The sequence below is a fragment of the Nocardia sp. NPDC060249 genome (assembly GCF_042728755.1).
Taxonomy (GTDB): domain Bacteria; phylum Actinomycetota; class Actinomycetes; order Mycobacteriales; family Mycobacteriaceae; genus Nocardia.
This window is the reverse complement of sequence record NZ_JBHXAQ010000004.1, coordinates 355,215-370,338: the sequence shown is the minus strand read 5'-3', so window position 1 is coordinate 370,338 and position 15,124 is coordinate 355,215. Positions and strand designations below refer to the sequence as shown.

General features: G+C 69.7%; 12 protein-coding genes. 9 read left to right on the top strand and 3 right to left on the bottom strand.

Features of this window, described 5'->3' with window-relative positions:
* The first annotated feature begins 102 nt into the window (after positions 1–102).
* The gene (locus ACFWFP_RS18635; RefSeq protein ID WP_379296554.1) at positions 103–1,926 is read left to right on the top strand and encodes a DUF4407 domain-containing protein; all 1,824 of its coding nucleotides are present in this window, start codon (positions 103–105) and stop codon (positions 1,924–1,926) included.
* A 41-nt stretch (positions 1,927–1,967) separates the two neighbouring features.
* On the opposite strand, the gene ACFWFP_RS18630 is transcribed toward ACFWFP_RS18635, so the two are convergent.
* Positions 1,968–3,479 carry an MFS transporter gene (locus tag ACFWFP_RS18630; protein ID WP_379296552.1) on the bottom strand — a complete coding sequence of 504 codons (1,512 nt, stop codon included), beginning with the start codon at positions 3,477–3,479 and terminating at the stop codon, positions 1,968–1,970.
* Positions 3,480–3,560: 81 nt separating this feature from the next.
* Between ACFWFP_RS18630 and ACFWFP_RS18625 the strand changes: the two genes are divergently transcribed.
* The 6 genes from ACFWFP_RS18625 to ACFWFP_RS18600 all read left to right on the top strand — a co-directional run bounded on the left by ACFWFP_RS18625 (position 3,561) and on the right by ACFWFP_RS18600 (position 10,182).
* Entirely contained in the window at positions 3,561–4,106 is a 546-nt protein-coding gene (locus tag ACFWFP_RS18625; RefSeq protein WP_379296550.1) for a TetR/AcrR family transcriptional regulator, read from the top strand.
* A gap of 163 nt (positions 4,107–4,269) precedes the next feature.
* Positions 4,270–5,883 carry an adenylate/guanylate cyclase domain-containing protein gene (locus ACFWFP_RS18620; RefSeq protein WP_379296548.1) on the top strand — a complete coding sequence of 538 codons (1,614 nt, stop codon included), beginning with the start codon at positions 4,270–4,272 and terminating at the stop codon, positions 5,881–5,883.
* A 109-nt stretch (positions 5,884–5,992) separates the two neighbouring features.
* On the top strand, positions 5,993–6,877 hold the full coding sequence (locus tag ACFWFP_RS18615; protein WP_379296546.1) for a hypothetical protein: 885 nt from the start codon (positions 5,993–5,995) through the stop codon (positions 6,875–6,877).
* Positions 6,874–7,899, top strand: coding sequence for a DUF4129 domain-containing protein (locus ACFWFP_RS18610; RefSeq protein WP_379296544.1), 1,026 nt, complete (start codon positions 6,874–6,876; stop codon positions 7,897–7,899). The genes ACFWFP_RS18615 and ACFWFP_RS18610 overlap by 4 nt, the downstream gene beginning before the upstream one ends.
* The gene (locus ACFWFP_RS18605; protein WP_379296542.1) at positions 7,896–8,891 is read left to right on the top strand and encodes an AAA family ATPase; all 996 of its coding nucleotides are present in this window, start codon (positions 7,896–7,898) and stop codon (positions 8,889–8,891) included. The genes ACFWFP_RS18610 and ACFWFP_RS18605 overlap by 4 nt, the downstream gene beginning before the upstream one ends.
* 4 nt (positions 8,892–8,895) lie before the next feature.
* Positions 8,896–10,182: a DUF58 domain-containing protein gene (locus tag ACFWFP_RS18600; RefSeq protein WP_379296540.1), complete on the top strand. Its 1,287-nt coding sequence runs from the start codon at positions 8,896–8,898 to the stop codon at positions 10,180–10,182.
* A gap of 180 nt (positions 10,183–10,362) precedes the next feature.
* On the opposite strand, the gene ACFWFP_RS18595 is transcribed toward ACFWFP_RS18600, so the two are convergent.
* Positions 10,363–11,109 carry an RDD family protein gene (locus tag ACFWFP_RS18595; RefSeq protein ID WP_379296538.1) on the bottom strand — a complete coding sequence of 249 codons (747 nt, stop codon included), beginning with the start codon at positions 11,107–11,109 and terminating at the stop codon, positions 10,363–10,365.
* A gap of 18 nt (positions 11,110–11,127) precedes the next feature.
* Here ACFWFP_RS18595 and ACFWFP_RS18590 point away from each other — a divergent pair, with 18 nt between their 5' ends.
* Entirely contained in the window at positions 11,128–12,162 is a 1,035-nt protein-coding gene (locus ACFWFP_RS18590) for a stage II sporulation protein M (protein WP_379296536.1), read from the top strand.
* 812 nt (positions 12,163–12,974) lie between these two features.
* Here the strand turns inward: ACFWFP_RS18590 and ACFWFP_RS18585 are convergent.
* Positions 12,975–14,393: a hypothetical protein gene (locus tag ACFWFP_RS18585; protein WP_379296534.1), complete on the bottom strand. Its 1,419-nt coding sequence runs from the start codon at positions 14,391–14,393 to the stop codon at positions 12,975–12,977.
* 92 nt (positions 14,394–14,485) lie between these two features.
* On the opposite strand from ACFWFP_RS18585, the gene ACFWFP_RS18580 reads away from it, so the two are divergent.
* Positions 14,486–15,124: a class I SAM-dependent methyltransferase gene (locus ACFWFP_RS18580; RefSeq protein ID WP_379296532.1), complete on the top strand. Its 639-nt coding sequence runs from the start codon at positions 14,486–14,488 to the stop codon at positions 15,122–15,124.

The following is a 15,124-nucleotide window of genomic DNA, read 5'->3' as shown; positions in this document are numbered from 1 at the left end:
TCGGTGTCCGGCCTGTCACGCTGACACAACGAATCCATGCCAGTTTCGCCTGACCTACCAGTTTCGCCATGCCCAGTGGAGCGCACGACCCGGGGAGAACTCATGACCGGCTTACTCACCTGGCTCGGCGGAGGCCTCGCCTCGCCACGGCGCCGGGACCACGAATCGGGCGCCGACCTGGCTTTCAGCCATGAACAGGGCCGTTATCTCGTCACCGGTGCCGCCGTGTCGTTGTTCGCGGTGATCGCCGGTCTCGTCGCGCTGTCGGCAGTGCTCGCCGCCGACGCGGGCGTGCTCGGGGCGGTGCTGTTCGCGCTGGTCATCGCGGCCGCCGCCGGTGCGCTCGGCCGGGCGCTGGCGACCACGCGACCCGGTGCAGACGACGATCGGTTCGGTATCGCGGCCCGGATCGGGGTCGGGGTGCTGGCCGGGGTCTTCGTCGCCGAACTCGCCGCCACCGTGCTGCTCGGCGGGACCGTCGACCGGGAACTGGATGTGCGTGCCCAGGCGAGCGCCGAGAACGCGCCCGCCGTGGTGGCCGCGCGCACCGCGTTCGACCTGGCCACCGCCGATCGTGGCGCGCTCGATCTGAGCATCGCCAAGTCGCAGGCCGACATCGACCGCGCGTTGGTGATCGCCCGGTGCGAGTACAACCCCACCGCCGAATGCCCGCAGACCAGGATCACCGGGGTGCCGGGTCGCGGTCCGGAAACCCAGACCGCCAACGACATGCTCGACGACGCCCGCAAACAGCTCACCACGGCGCAGGGCCGCATCGAGGGCCTCGACCAGCGAGTTCGCACCGAATCCGCCGCGCTCGCCACCGCGCGGACCACGGCGTTCGCCGAAGGCGACCGTGGCTTGGGCGCCCGCTGGCTGGCCATGAACAGCTACACCTCCTCGCACGCGGGCGCCGCGGCGCTGCGCCTGCTCATCCTGCTCGCGGGCATCGTCGTGGCCCTGCTGCCGCTGCTGCTGCGCTGGTGGCGCGGGGAAACCTCGCTCGACCGCCGGGTGGACGCCGCGGAGGTGGCCGATCGGGCCCAGCGCGAGGCCGACGCCGCCATCGCGGTGAAACGCGCCGAGGTGCGCACCGAAACCGCCGCCTTGCGCGCCGAACACGAGCTCACCGCCGCGCAGCTGGCCATCGAAGCCGATACCGTGATCGATCGAGAACGTCAGCGCACCAGGATCATCGCCGCGATCGGCGGTTTCGAGCTCGGGTTCACCGAGCCGCATCGAAAGGACGACTCCGTGTCTCTGGAGCCGAACGTGACATCGCAGCTGCCCGCCGGGTACGTCCAGCACGCGCTGCCTGCCGGCACCGCGGGGACTCTCGTCCCCACCCACCAGGCGCCCGCGCCGCAGCCGCCCGCGCAGGCGCCGGCCGGCGGTGGCGGGCTGGAGTTGCCGATCATCGGGACGGTGCCGTTCACCGACACCGCCGCCCGCTGGATCCGTCCGCTGGTACCGGCGTTCGTGGCCAATGCCTTCGACTCGGCCACCCACCCGATGCGGACCGCGCGACAGGCGTTCGAAGAGGTCGAAGAGGTGACGTTCACGCTGCGCCGCACGCGCAAGGTCACCGTCGACACCCAGGATTCCGCGCAGCAACAGCAGGTCCCCGCCGGTTATCAGGTGCAGGGTCAGCCCGCGCAGGGTTTCCTGCCGCCCGGCGCCTACCCGCAGCAGCAGTACCAGCAGCCGTACCAGCCCTACGCCCAGCAGATCGCCTCGAACGTGGTCGACGCGCCGTCGAGCCGCTTCCACCCGGACCCGCGTCAGTACCCCTCGGCGCCGAACTACACCGCGCTGCCCGCCGGTCAGGGCAACGGCCTGCCCGAGGCGCAGGGCCACGACGAGCTCGCCGGCGGCACCGCGAACGAACTCCCCGGCAACCGGCGTCAGCTGCCGCCCGCCCGCTGAGCATGTGAGGTGGCCGGCAGCCCGCTGCCGGCCACCTCGGCTCAGCCTCGGGTGGTCTTCGTTCGCACGGCGCTGTAGGCCGCGAACAACAGCACCGCGACGATGCCGAGCACCGTCAGATGGATGCCGCTGACGAACGCCTGATTCGCCGATGACAGGAACTCCGCCGCCACCGCCGCGGGCAGCTCACCGGCCACCTCGACCGCGCCGCTGAGCGAACCCGACGCCGCCGCCACCGCCTCATCCGGCAGTAAGGACACGTCGAGGCCGCGCCGGAAGATCGCCATCACGGTGCTGCCGAGCAGGGCGACACCGAGGGCGAGACCCGTCTCGTAGGCGGTCTCCGAGATCGCCGCGGCCGCACCGGCGCGTTCCTCCGGCGCCGATCCGACGACCAGGTCGGCGGCCACGGTCATGGCCACACCGGCGCCGAGACCGATGCCGACGAAACCGAGCACGAATGCCTCGGCGCCGCTCACCGCGTCGACCGCGAGGAAGGCCGCCGCGCCGATCGCGGTGACGACCAGCGCACCGGCCAGCACCAGCGCCGCACGCCAGCGCCGCACGAGCCAGGCCGCCGCCAGCGAACCGAGCACGCTCGCCACCAGCCCCGGCAGCATCAGCAGACCCGCCTCCAGGGGCGTGCGGCCGAGCACCAGTTGCAGATACTGCGAGCCGAAGAACAGCACGCCTGCCAGCGCGAACACCGCGAGCAGATTGGTGAACACCGCCACCCGGAACCTCGGCAGTTCGAACAGCCGCAGGTCGAGCATCGGATCGGTCAGGCGACGCTGCCTGCGCACGAACAGCACGGCCGAGACCACACCGACCAGGCCGACCAGCAGCGCGCCCGCCGCCGGACCGTGCGCCGCGGTTTCCTTCACCGCGTAGACCACCGGCACCAGCGCCAGCATCGACAGCAGCGCGCTCAGCGCGTCGAACCGGCCCGGGTTCGGGTCACGTGATTCGGGGATGAGCAGCGGGGTCAGCGCCAGCAGCACCAGCATCACCGGCAGGTTCACCAGGAACACCGAACCCCACCAGAAGTGCTCGAGCAGCCAGCCGCCGACCAGCGGACCGGCCGCGGCGCCGCCACCGGCCATCGCGCTCCACACGCCGATCGCCACGGTGCGCTGACGCGGGTCCTGGAACATCGATCGGATCAGGCCGAGCGTGGCGGGCATCAGCGTGGCGCCCGCGATGCCCTGCAGGACGCGCGCCGCGATCAGCATCTCCGGCGACACCGCCCACGCGGCCAGCGCCGAGGCGATGCCGAAGCCGACCGCACCGATCAGCAGGAGCTTGCGCCTGCCGACCCGGTCGCCGAGATTGCCCATCACCACCAGCAGACCGGCGAGCACGAACGAGTACACGTCGATGATCCAGAGCAGCTGTGGCGTGCTCGGGGCGAGGTCGGCGCTGATCGCGGGCACGGCCAGATCCAGCACGGTCGCGTCCACGGCGAGCAGCAGCAGGGCGAGGGCGAGGACGCCGAGGCCCGCCCACTCACGCGGGGTGGCACGCGGCGGGGTGAGCACGGTGGGGGTGTTCATCGGTCTCTCGTCTTTCCAGGTTGGTAAACCGTCCAGACGGTACAGTAACAAGAAAACCGTCCAGACGGTACAGTGATTGCCGTGAGCTCTGACACCCGCGATCGCATCCTCGACGCCCTGGAGACCCTGCTGCTCGAACGCGGCGCGGCCCAGATGACCCTCGACAACGTCGCCGCCACGGCGGGCGTGTCCAAGGGTGGGCTGCTCTACCACTTCAAGAGCAAGGACGCGCTGCTCGTCGGCCTCGTCCAGCGGCTCGGTGAGCGTGCGCGCACCCAACTCGGCGAAGCCACGGCGAGCGGAAGCTCGATCGCCGAGTGGTACCTGCAGACGCCCGACCCCACCGCGCAGGACGACGCCGTCGAACTCGCCCTGTACCGCTCACTACTGGCGACCATGCGCACAATCGACGCGTCGGCGGGCAGCGAACCCGACGAGGTGCAGCGCGCGCTCGACGCGGTGATGGCGGCCTGGTCGGACAATCTCGAGACCGAGGTGGACGACCCCGTCCGTGCCGACACCATCCGCCTGGTGGGCGACGGGGTCTACCTGCGCGCCCTGCTCGGCCTGCCGCAGATCGAACCCGCGCGCTACCGCGCCGTCGTCGACCACCTGCTGCGACATTGAGTGGACACTTGTACACCGAACAACCCTGTGGGTGACCCAACGGCCGACAGGACGGTAGGTAGTCACAAAACCCGGTTCGACCAGTTGGTATAGCAACCTGACCTGCACAGTGACCTACGCAACCCTGTGGCCGATACCGGGTTCGCCGGTTTACAGTGCAGAAGTGATCAACCGCGATGGACCGGCAGGCGCGGCACGATCAGCGCCGTGGGGCTCCCCGCTGCTCGGGCCGGTCGACGAGGCATCGAAGATCCGGCGCGTTCGGGTGCAGTTGCTGCTCACCGTTCCGCTGCTCATCGCCAATCTGATCGGCATCACCATGGTGGTGGTGCTCGCGGGCTTCGTGCTACCGGGTCCCACCGTGTTCACTCGGCAACTCCTGCTGGTCAACAGTGTCTTCACGCCGCTGTGCGCCGCCCTCGCGCTGGCGGTCGGCACCGTGTGGGGCACTGTGGCCGGTGTGCGATCGATGGGCTGGGCCACCGATCCCGAGCATGTGCCGACGCCGGCCGAACAGCAGGTCACCGTGTCGGCGCCGCGCTGGATGGTGCTGCAGCAGGCCCTCCTGTGGACGCTGACATTGACCGTGCTCACCATTGTCTACGGCGTGCTCGAACCGGCGCTGATCCCCAAGGTCGTCCTCGCGATCGGCGCCGCGGCGATCGTGGTGTGCGCCAACAGCTACCTGATCATCGAATTCGCGCTGCGCCCGGTGACCGCCCGCGTACTGGCCGCCGACCCGCACCGCCGCCGTGGCATCGGCGTGTTCGGCCGGACCATGCTGTCGTGGTTCGTCGGTGTCGGCGTCCCGGTGACGCTCACGATGACGGTGGCGGTGTGGGCGCTGGCCGATCCCGCGGTGAGCAAGGCCAGGCTGGCGGTGTGCATGCTCAGCTTCGGCGGCTCCGCACTGGTGTTCGGATTGATCCTGATGGCCCAGGTCGTCGCGGCGACGGTGGCCCCGATCAAGGGTGTGCGGCAGGCGCTGCGCCGCGTGGAGAACGGTGACCTCGACGCCGAGATCGCCCTCTACGACGGCACCGAACTGGGCGAACTGCAGAGCGGCTTCAACACGATGGTGCACGGGCTGCGCGAGCGGGCGATGATCGAGGACCTGTTCGGCAAGCATGTCGGCCACGATGTCGCGATGGCGGCGATCGCCTCCCAGCCGGTGCTCGGCGGCACCGAAACCGAGGCAGCGGCCCTGTTCATCGACATCATCGGCTCCACCACGATGGCGGCCACCCTGCCCGCGCCCGAGATCGTGGGCATTCTCAACCGGTTCTTCGACATCGTCGTCGACGAGGTGGAACGGCACGGGGGGCTGCTCAACAAGTTCGAGGGCGACGCGGCGCTGGCCGTGTTCGGCACCCCCGCTCCCCTCGACGACCTGGCCGGGTCGGCGCTGTCGTGCGGCCGGGCGATCCAGCGCCGGTTGCGCGATGCCTCCGATCTCGACGCGGGGATCGGCGTCGCCGCGGGCCGGGTGGTGGCGGGCAATGTCGGCACGCACAACCGGTACGAATTCACGGTGATCGGTGACGCTGTGAACGAGGCCGCTCGGCTGTGTGAGCTGTCCAAGCAGTACGACGAGCGATTGCTCACCTCGGCGACCACGCTTGCCACTGCGGCCGACCACGAATCCGCGCAGTGGATTCTCGGTGAGACGGTCACGCTGCGTGGGCGTTTGACGCCCACGCAGGTTGCGCTGCCGAGGCTGTCCGAGCGGGCCGGCGAGGGCGCCTCCGCCGGGCGTGGATCTGCTGACGTTCGATAGGGACACCGCGGGATCACCCGGGCCGGCCTGCGCGGCGAGGGCGGGTCGAGTCCCCCGACGCAGTACGAGTGACCGGGCGGTTCGGGTGGGATTGACTACACTCGGGCCCGTGCGTCCCGCCGTCGAAACGGTTGGCGCCGTCGGGGCGGGAGTCGATCCGGCACGGGCGCCTGCGCCGGGGCCGCCAACACCGCCGACGGTGCCGATCCGCCCCTTGCGTTTCCGCGAATTGCTCGATGAGCCGTTCGCCCTGATCCAGGCCCATCTTCGGGCCTTCGCGGTGCTCGGCGGCAGTGCGCTGGTGCTCTCGGTGCTCGGCGTGCTCGGGCTCACGGGCCTGGTTTCCCATCTCACCGACGGCTCCGACGCGGGCACGGCGTGGGCGGCGGTCCTGGCGACCGCGGCAGCGGTGTGGCTGGTGCGGCTGGTCCTGCGCGGTACGACCGTCGCCATCGCGCTCGCCGACTTCCACGGGGTGCGTTACGGCGTGCTCGACGGGTTGCGGGCCGCGGGCAGGCGGGCGACGCCGCTGGTGCTCGCGCAGATCATGTTCACGCTCACCGGGATCGGCGTGCTGCTGCTCGGCAGCATTCTGGTGATCACCTATCCGTTCGCGCTGATCTGGCTTTCGTGTGTGCGGGCGCGGCGGTTCGTCACCGAGCCGGCGATCGTGGCCGAGCACGCGGGTTTCGGTGTGGGCGTTGCCCGTTCGAAGGAGCTCGTGCACGGTGCCGACTGGTCGACCGCGGGTCTGTGGCTCACCCAGCGGTGCATCTTCGCGGTCCTCGCGGTGCCCGCGTTCGGTATTCCGTTCTTTCTCTCCGACTTCTCCGGCACTCATCGCTGGGCTGTCATCACCCTGCTCGTCGGCGGTTTCCTGCTGGTGGTGACCGTGAGCGAGATCGTCGAGGCGACCAGCCGCGTGCTCTGCTACATCAGCCGGCGGTGTGTGCGCGAAGGCATGGACATTCGGATTCCCGGTGATCGCCGGTGACCGAGTTCCCTGACGGCGTCCCACCGCGGCCTCGTCTCGGCGCCGCCGCCGAGCATCGCGCCGCCGCCGAGAATGCCGCGGGCCGCCGCGATTACGACCGTGCCCTGCGCGAACGCTTCCGCGCCGTGCTGCGCGGCCTCGAACAGGACGGCAGTTTGCCGGTGCGCCGCTCGCGCACCGCGCAGGAGACCGCCGACGACGCGACCACGGCACTGCCGCTGGAGCAGTCCACCGAATTGCACCCGGCGGCACGCAGTTTCGACGAAGTCGTCTACGGCGGACGCACGGCCACCGAGGACGAGTACCGCCGCCTCGAATACGCCGACCGGTACTCCCAATCCGCGCCACCCCCCGTCCTCGAACCGCTCGAGGTCGAGGTCGTGGAGCGAGAACCCAAGCAGCGCAGGAAGCTTCCGCCGCTGCCCCCGATCTTGCGCAGCCCCCGCTTCTGGGCGGTGCTCGCGGCGGGACTCGCCATCGCCCTGCTGGTCTACGCCACCATGCAGTCGTGCGGCGCCCCCACCGCGCCGCATCCGCCCGATCTGCCCAACCCACCCGACCCGCCGGAGCCACCCCCCGACGACAACGACCTCGATTTCGGCAGTGGCAAGGACTCGATCTTCACCCGCCTGCCCGGCTGGCTGGCGTTCGGCGGCTTGCAGTTCCTGCTCGCCTTCGCGGCGCTGATCTGGTGGCGGGCGCGTCGGCGTGGCGCGCTGGTCGGCGAGCCGCGCCCGGTCGAGGTCCCCGCGAACGAACTGCTCGCGGGGCAGGCCGGCCTGTATCGCCGCTCCGGCGACGTGGCCCATGTGGCCCATATCCTGCGCACGGCGACACTGCGCCGGATCAAGGCACGGCTGGGCGGCGAGCTCACCGACGGTCAACTCGTCGAGGCCGCGTCCAGCCGTCTCGGCGTACCCGGTCAGCAGATCGGCACTGTCCTGTTCGGTGACGTGCCGGACGAGACAACCCTGCTTTACATTGCCGCACACCTCGAATGGATCGAGACGGAGCTCGGATGACAAATATTTCCAAGGACGCTGTGCTGCTCGAGACACCGAGCGCGCAGGAGGCCGCGGCGGCACTGGCCGCACTGCGCACCGAGATCGGCAAGGCGGTGGTCGGCAACGACCAGGCCGTGCTGTACCTCGTGCTCGCCCTGCTGTGCCGCGGCCATGTGCTGCTGGAAGGTGTTCCCGGCGTGGCGAAGACGCTGCTGGTGCGCGCGCTGGCCACCTCGCTGGCGCTCGAGCACGCACGCGTGCAGTTCACCCCGGATCTGATGCCGGGCGATGTCACCGGATCCCAGATCTACGACCCGCATTCGGCCGAGTTCACCTTCCGCAAGGGTCCGGTGTTCACCAATCTGCTGCTGGCCGACGAGATCAACCGCACCCCGCCGAAAACCCAGTCCTCGCTGCTGGAATCGATGGAGGAGCGCCAGGTGTCGGTGGACGGTCAGCCGCGTGCGCTGCCCGATCCGTTCGTGGTGGTCGCCACCCAGAACCCGATCGAGCAGGAGGGCACCTATCCGCTGCCCGAGGCCCAGCTCGACCGGTTCCTGTTCAAGGTCGACATCCGGCTGCCCGACCGCGACGACGAGTTCCGCATCCTGCAGCGCCACGCGAGCGGCTTCGATCCGCGCGATCTGGGCGCCGCCGGGCTGCGGCCGGTCGCCGGACCCGAACACATCGCGGCCGCGCGCGCCGCGGTGGGCCAGGTGACGGTGAGTCCGGAGGTACTGGCCTACATCGTCGATCTGTGCCGTGCCACCCGCTCCTCCCCCGCCGTCGCGCACGGCGCGTCCACCCGTGGCGCGACCGCGCTGCTGGCCGCCGCCCGCGCCTTCGCCTGGCTCAACGGCCGCCCGTACGTGACGCCCGACGACGTGAAAACCGTGGCGATGGCGGTCCTTCGCCACCGTCTGCAGTTGCGGCCGGAGGCCGAGCTGGACGGCGTGAGCACCGAGGGTGTGCTCTCGTCGTTGCTGGTCTCGGTGCCGGTTCCGGTCTAGCGACGTGGTGGTCACAGGCCGGTTCGCGCTGCTCGCCACGGTCGCGGCGGCGGTGGTGATGTTCGTGGTGCCGACGTGGGTCGGCGTGCTCGGCGCCTGCGCGCTGCTGGTGGCGCTGCTGCTGACCGATGTCGCGCTCACCGCGCGGGCGGACGCGCTGTCGCTGACCCGTGATCCGCTGACGGTGGTGCGGCTCGGTCGCGGCACCGAGGTGGAGCTGGCGGTCACCAATACCGGCACGGCCACCGTGCGCGGCCTGCTGTGGGACGCCTGGCCCGACAGCGCGCGCGCCGACATCCGCGAACACCACCTGGATCTGGCACCGCACACCCGAATCCGCTTGCGCACCAGTCTGACTCCCACCTATCGCGGTGATCGGGTCGCGGGCCCGGTGACGGTGCGGCTGCTCGGGCCGCTGGGTCTGGCCGGACGGCAGAGCCTGATCGACGTGCCCGCCAGGGTGCGCGCGCTGCCCGCGTTTCGCAGTGAGCGCCTGCTGCGTTCGAAGGTGAAGCGACTGCATCATCTCGAGGGCCGCAATGTCGCCAATACGCGCGGGCAGGGTACCGAGTTCGATTCGTTCCGCGAGTACGTGGCGGGCGATGACGTGCGCAGTATCGACTGGCGCGCCACCGCGCGCGCGAACGACGTGCTGGTGCGGACCTGGCGGCCGGAACGCAACCGGCACATGCTGATGGTCCTGGATACCGGGCGAGCCGCCGCGGGCCGGGTCGGTGAGGGAACGCGGCTCGACAGTGCGATCGAGGCGGCGCTGCTGCTCGGTGGTCTGGCCGCCGCCGCGGGCGACACGGTCGACCTGCTGGCCTTCGACCGGCGGGTCCGCGCGGAAGTGAGTGGCGTGGGCGGCAATCAGCTGCCCTTGAAACTTATGCACACCCTCGCCGGGGTTACTCCACAGCTGGTGGACACCGACACCGACGGCCTGGTGCGCTCGGTGATCTCGCGGGTTCGCCGGCGGGCGTTGATCGTGTGGTTCACCGGTCTCGACGGGCCGACCGTCACCGAGAATCTGCTGCCCGCGCTGCCGACGCTCACGCGGCGTCATCGGGTGCTGATCGTCTCCGTGATCGATCCCGACATCGCCGCGGCGGCGGGTGACAGTTCGCAGGTCTACACGGCGGCCGCGGCCGAAACGGTGCTGGCCGAACGTGCGCTCGTGCAGGAATCGCTGCGTCGGCGCGGTGTGGCCGTGGTGGCCGCGGCCCCCGATCGCCTGCCGGAGGCGCTGGCCGACGAATACCTGGAGCTCAAGCAGTCCGGCTCGCTGTGATCGGTGGACATCGCGAATTGTGCACAACCACACACGGTTGTGGATAACCGCAGTTTCCACCGGTACTCACAGTTCATCCACCGACTCACCAACAGATTCATCCACAGGCGGGGTTGTGCACAGGTGGCTTCGCGCACAACCCGATTCGTGCACAGGCTGATTCATCCACAGGCTGTGGAGCTACACCCGTGAAAGCTGCTGTCGCCGAGCGAGAATCGCGCCGAGCACGTGATAGGGCGGGTAGCCGACGGGCACCGGGCAGCGCAGCGCGGCGCACAGGGACTCGACGAGCTGCGTGCCCAGATAGTGCTGTGTGGGCGGCGTCAGCGTGGGCAGCCTGGTCAGGTACCGCCGTGCCGCCGCGGCGAGTTCGTCGGAGATCCCGCTCGGATCCAGCTGCGCCGACCAGCCCGTCAACCACGGCGGGGCCACCGCCAGCGACGGCATCGGCATGGTCTGGCGGGTGTGCACAACTACCGTCCCGGCGAGCACGTCGCCCACCCGCCTGCCCTCGCGCGAACACACCGACGTGACAACGGCGACCGCGCCGAACGCACCGAGCATCCAGAAATCCACAATCGCGCCCGCGAGGCCGCGAGTGAGCGCGTGCCGGAAGTCGACCGGCCCGGCGTCGGCGCGCACGACACGCAAGCCGAAGGCCAGCTTGCCCAGCGACCGGCCGCGCGAGACGGTTTCGCTGACCACCGGATAGGCGATGAGCACGGTCACCAGCGTGATGACCGCTGTCACCGAGAACCAGGCGGAGTCGGCGTCGGTGGTCAACAGCACGATCATCAAGACGTACTCCAGCGTCGCGGCGAGGGCGAGCTGGAGCATCAGGTCGAGCAGAAAAGCGCCCGCACGGCTGGGGACGCGCGCGATCGGGAGGTCGAGCGCCACCGCTTCGCCGGTGGTGAATTCAGCCATGTGGCTAGCATTCCCGATATGGACACCGATGCCTACAGCTGGGCACGTCAACGGTCGTGGTATCGGCTCGATCAGCTGGTTCGCCAGCGCAAGCTGTCCGGCGCGGAGGCCGACGAGCTGGTCCGGCTGTACCGGTCCACCTCGCAGCAGCTGGCGAGATTGCAGGGGCACCACCCGGATCCGGAGCTCGTCGGCCGGCTGAGCGCGCTGCTGGCGCGGGCCCGCGGGCGGGTGCTGGCGGCGCGGTCGCAGCCGTGGCGCGAAGTCGGCCGGTTCTTCACCCGGCACTTTCCCGCGGCTGTGTACAGAGCCTGGCCGTGGTGGCTGGGGACAACCGCGATCTTCCTCGCCGTCGCGGGCGTGATCGGCGTGCTTGTGGATCGTTCGGCGGCGGCCCGCGACGCGCTGGGGATTCCGGAGGGCGACCTGTCGGATATCACCGGACCTGGCGGTTCGTTCGAGTCGTACTACTCCGCACACCCCAACGAGGCCTTCGCCGCGAAGGTGTGGACACACAATTCGCTGGTGTCGGCGATCGCGTTGTTCACCGGCGTCCTGATCCTCCCGGCTGTGTATGCGCTGTTCATGAATGCGCTGAATCTGGGGATAACCGGTGGATTGATGGCCGAGGCGGGGCGACTGGATTCGTTCTTCGGCTTCATCCTGCCGCACGGCACGCTCGAGCTCACCGCGCTGTTCGTCGCGGGCGGGGTGGGGTTGAAGCTCGGATGGACGCTGGTCGACCCGGGACGGCGCAGCAGGGCGGCCGCGATGGCCAGGCAGGGGCGTGCGACCGCGACTGTAGCCCTCGGGCTGGTGTGTGTGCTGTTGGTGTGTGGCCTGCTGGAGGGCTTCGTGACGCCGAGTCCGCTGCCCGCGCCAGTACGGATCGCGCTGGGGTTCGCGGCCGAAGCGCTGTTCCTCTACTACGTCTTCGGGATCGGCAGGCGGGTGGCCGAGGAACAGGATGCCGCGGCGGTGGTGCCGGTCACGGCGGCGGATCCGGCCGATCGGTGGCTGATGGCGCCGGCGAAGGCCCTCGACCGGGCGTGAGTTCGCAACTGTGCGTGCATTTGTGAGGCCGACAACTCCGAGCACACCGCACCGGAACAGCACCGGACAATCGGCAGCTACGGAAGGTTAAGAGACGGTGACGAACTCCCCCATTTGAGTTCCGCTGGCCGCAGTGAGTCGGGCTCGAACTGCGGCCAGCGTTACCGTCAACTGTACACAATCGTTATGCCCACGCAACCCCCAACGCGCAGGTCCGGGGTAGGAATTGCGAACCTGCAATGCCCTGTGGACGCACTGATTTTCACACCTTCAGCAAACTCCTGGCGCGACCCTCACCGAGCAGTCGGCGGCACCGAGAATTCACCCCGGGCAAACCTTCGATAACGAAACACGCACCCTCGACAGGGCCCGCTCGCGAATGTCGGGCAAGGTTGCTTCGGATCACACTGGGGCCCCGACATAGCTGTCACCTGGGGTTTCGGCAACGGAATTACGGTTGCCGCCTACTTGAAACATTAAAAAAGACCTCAGGTTTGTTAACTGCCTTGCAAACGAGATGTGCGCCCAGCAATCACCATGAAACACCGAATTCATCGGCTCTAACTGGACGCACGACTGGTTGCGAACGGTCCGCCGAACGGACAGAAATCGGCAGAAGAACATCCGGAATACAAGGTTGCACGGGCAGTGTGACCTTCGCCTCACCTGCGAGAATCAGGAGTATCCGGCGGTGTGAGCGGGCATGTGAGCCACCGCTCCCCTCAGCAGGGGCAACAGCGATACCGGCAGGCCACGGTGGTCATCGGGCGGCCGAAACGGGCGCGAGGTCCGGTTCAGGGCGCGAGACGGGCTCAGCCGATTCGGACGACTCCGGTGATGGTTCCCTGCCAGAGCGCGCCGCCCCGGGTGATGAGCGCGGCCATCTGCAGCGGGTCCTCGGCGACCGTGCCGGGCAGCGGAATCGAGGTGCGTACGGCGCCGGTCGAGGGGTCGATAACGACATAGTCGAATCCGTCGAGGGGGGTTGTCGCATCGGGCCCGACACGCCGCAGGGTGTGGATGCCGCCGTCGGCGAGCGACAGTCGCGGAACGGCCGCGCTGCGTACCGGGCTGTCCCACACCGGGACACAGCCCTCAGCGGTGAGGTCGACCCGGCTCAGGCCACCGCCGAACGGCGCACTCGCCGGAACGGCCGGGCCCGCGCCCTCCGGCACGGTGGGATACGGGTAGCCGTAGGTACCGGCGACGAAGATCGACGCACCGACCCCGATCGGCGAATTCTCGCTGCCGCCGACGGCGAGCGGGAGGGAGCAGACCTGCTCCCCCGAACCGGAGCGCGCCACGATGAGACGCACCCGGTCGTCCGCATTGTCGACGATGGCGAGATATTCGTCGCCGCGCACCGGCCCGAAGTACGTGGGCGTGGAGCCGGTGCCCCAGCTGAGCTGACCGGGTTTGCGCGCGGTCCCACGATCGTAGGCGGCGCGCCAAAGGATCTCGGGTTCACCGGCTTTCGCGCGCAGTTCGTACAACGCGTGGGTACTCGCCACAGCGACACCGCCATGGGGCGCGGACGAGATGCTGTTGGCCACCAGTTCCCCGGACGGCAGCGCGACCGTCCCGATCCGCCCATCCCGTCCGGCGAACCCGACAACCCCGTGTCCCGTCGCGAACCAGACATTGCCCGACCAATCGGGAACCAGCCCGGTCACGTTGTCGCCCTGCGGAATCGCGCCGCTCAGGTCCGCCTGCACGGAGGCGGTCAACCGCCACACACCGTCGTCACCGCGAACGTGCGCCACCCGCAAGAGCCGCCGCCCGCCGTCGACGACCACCAGCCGATCCTCGTTGTCGAGATAGGCGTACACCCCGCCGAGCAGGCTGCCCTTGGTCAACGGCAACGAAGCGAGCGCACCGCCGACCGGCCCCGGCACACCCGAGTCGAAGAGGAACACCGTCGGCGTCTGCCCCGCGATGGCCGTGCACAACCCGACCACCAAGCCATCCGAGCCTTCGAGCAGAGTCGGGCACGCCGCCCCGAGCGGATACACCGTGACACCGGCTCCCGGTCCGGGCCCGGCCAGGGGCGTCACATCCGAAGAGCCCGCGTCCCCGTGCATCGTCGCCGTCCCGAGTGGGCCGAGGAAGGGATTGGCCGCGAGCGGCCCGGTCACCGGCGGCGCGGCCGAGGCCGGACCCGACCAGGCGCACGCCGAGGCGAGGGCCAGGACGGCGGCGCGGGCGAGGAAGCGGCGGGTTGCAGACGACACGATGTGTATCGAACCCGAATTCCGGGCCGGGGAGAAGTCTTCGGATCACCCTGCGGGACCGGCGGCGAGAAAATGCCACCTACGATGGCGCCATGACCGGGGTCAAAGATCGCCTGCTCACGACAATCGCCGGGCAGCTCGGCAATCCGCACGGTGTGCTCGGTAAGGGCGTGGCGTTCGTCCTGAATCGCGGAAACAAGCGTGCCATCGCGGCGGCGGTCGATGCCGCGGTGCCGGCCACCGCGGCGACGGTCGCCGATATCGGCTTCGGCGGCGGGGTGGGACTGGAGTTGCTGCTGGCCCGCGTCGGCGCCGAGGGCCTGGTGCACGGCATCGAGCCCTCCCCCGACATGCGCGCCCGCGCGCGTGGCCGTTTCGCGGTGGAGATCGCGGAGGGTCGCCTCGTCCTCGCCGACGGCACGCTCACCGCGCTCCCACTGCCCGACGCGAGCCTGCACGCGGCGATCACCGTCAACACCATCTATTTCCTCGACGACCTCCCGGCCGCCTGCGCCGAACTCGCCCGCGTCCTTCGCCCCGGCGGCACCGCGGTGGTCGGCATCGGCGATCCCGAAGCCATGGCCACCATGCCTTTCACCCGCTACGGATTCACCTTGCGCCCGGTTGCCGAGGTGGTGGCGGCGCTGAGCTCGGCGGGACTGACGGTGGAGCAGCGCACCTTGCCGAATCCGCCGATCCCCCACCACGTGCTGATCGCCCGTAAGGCCTGA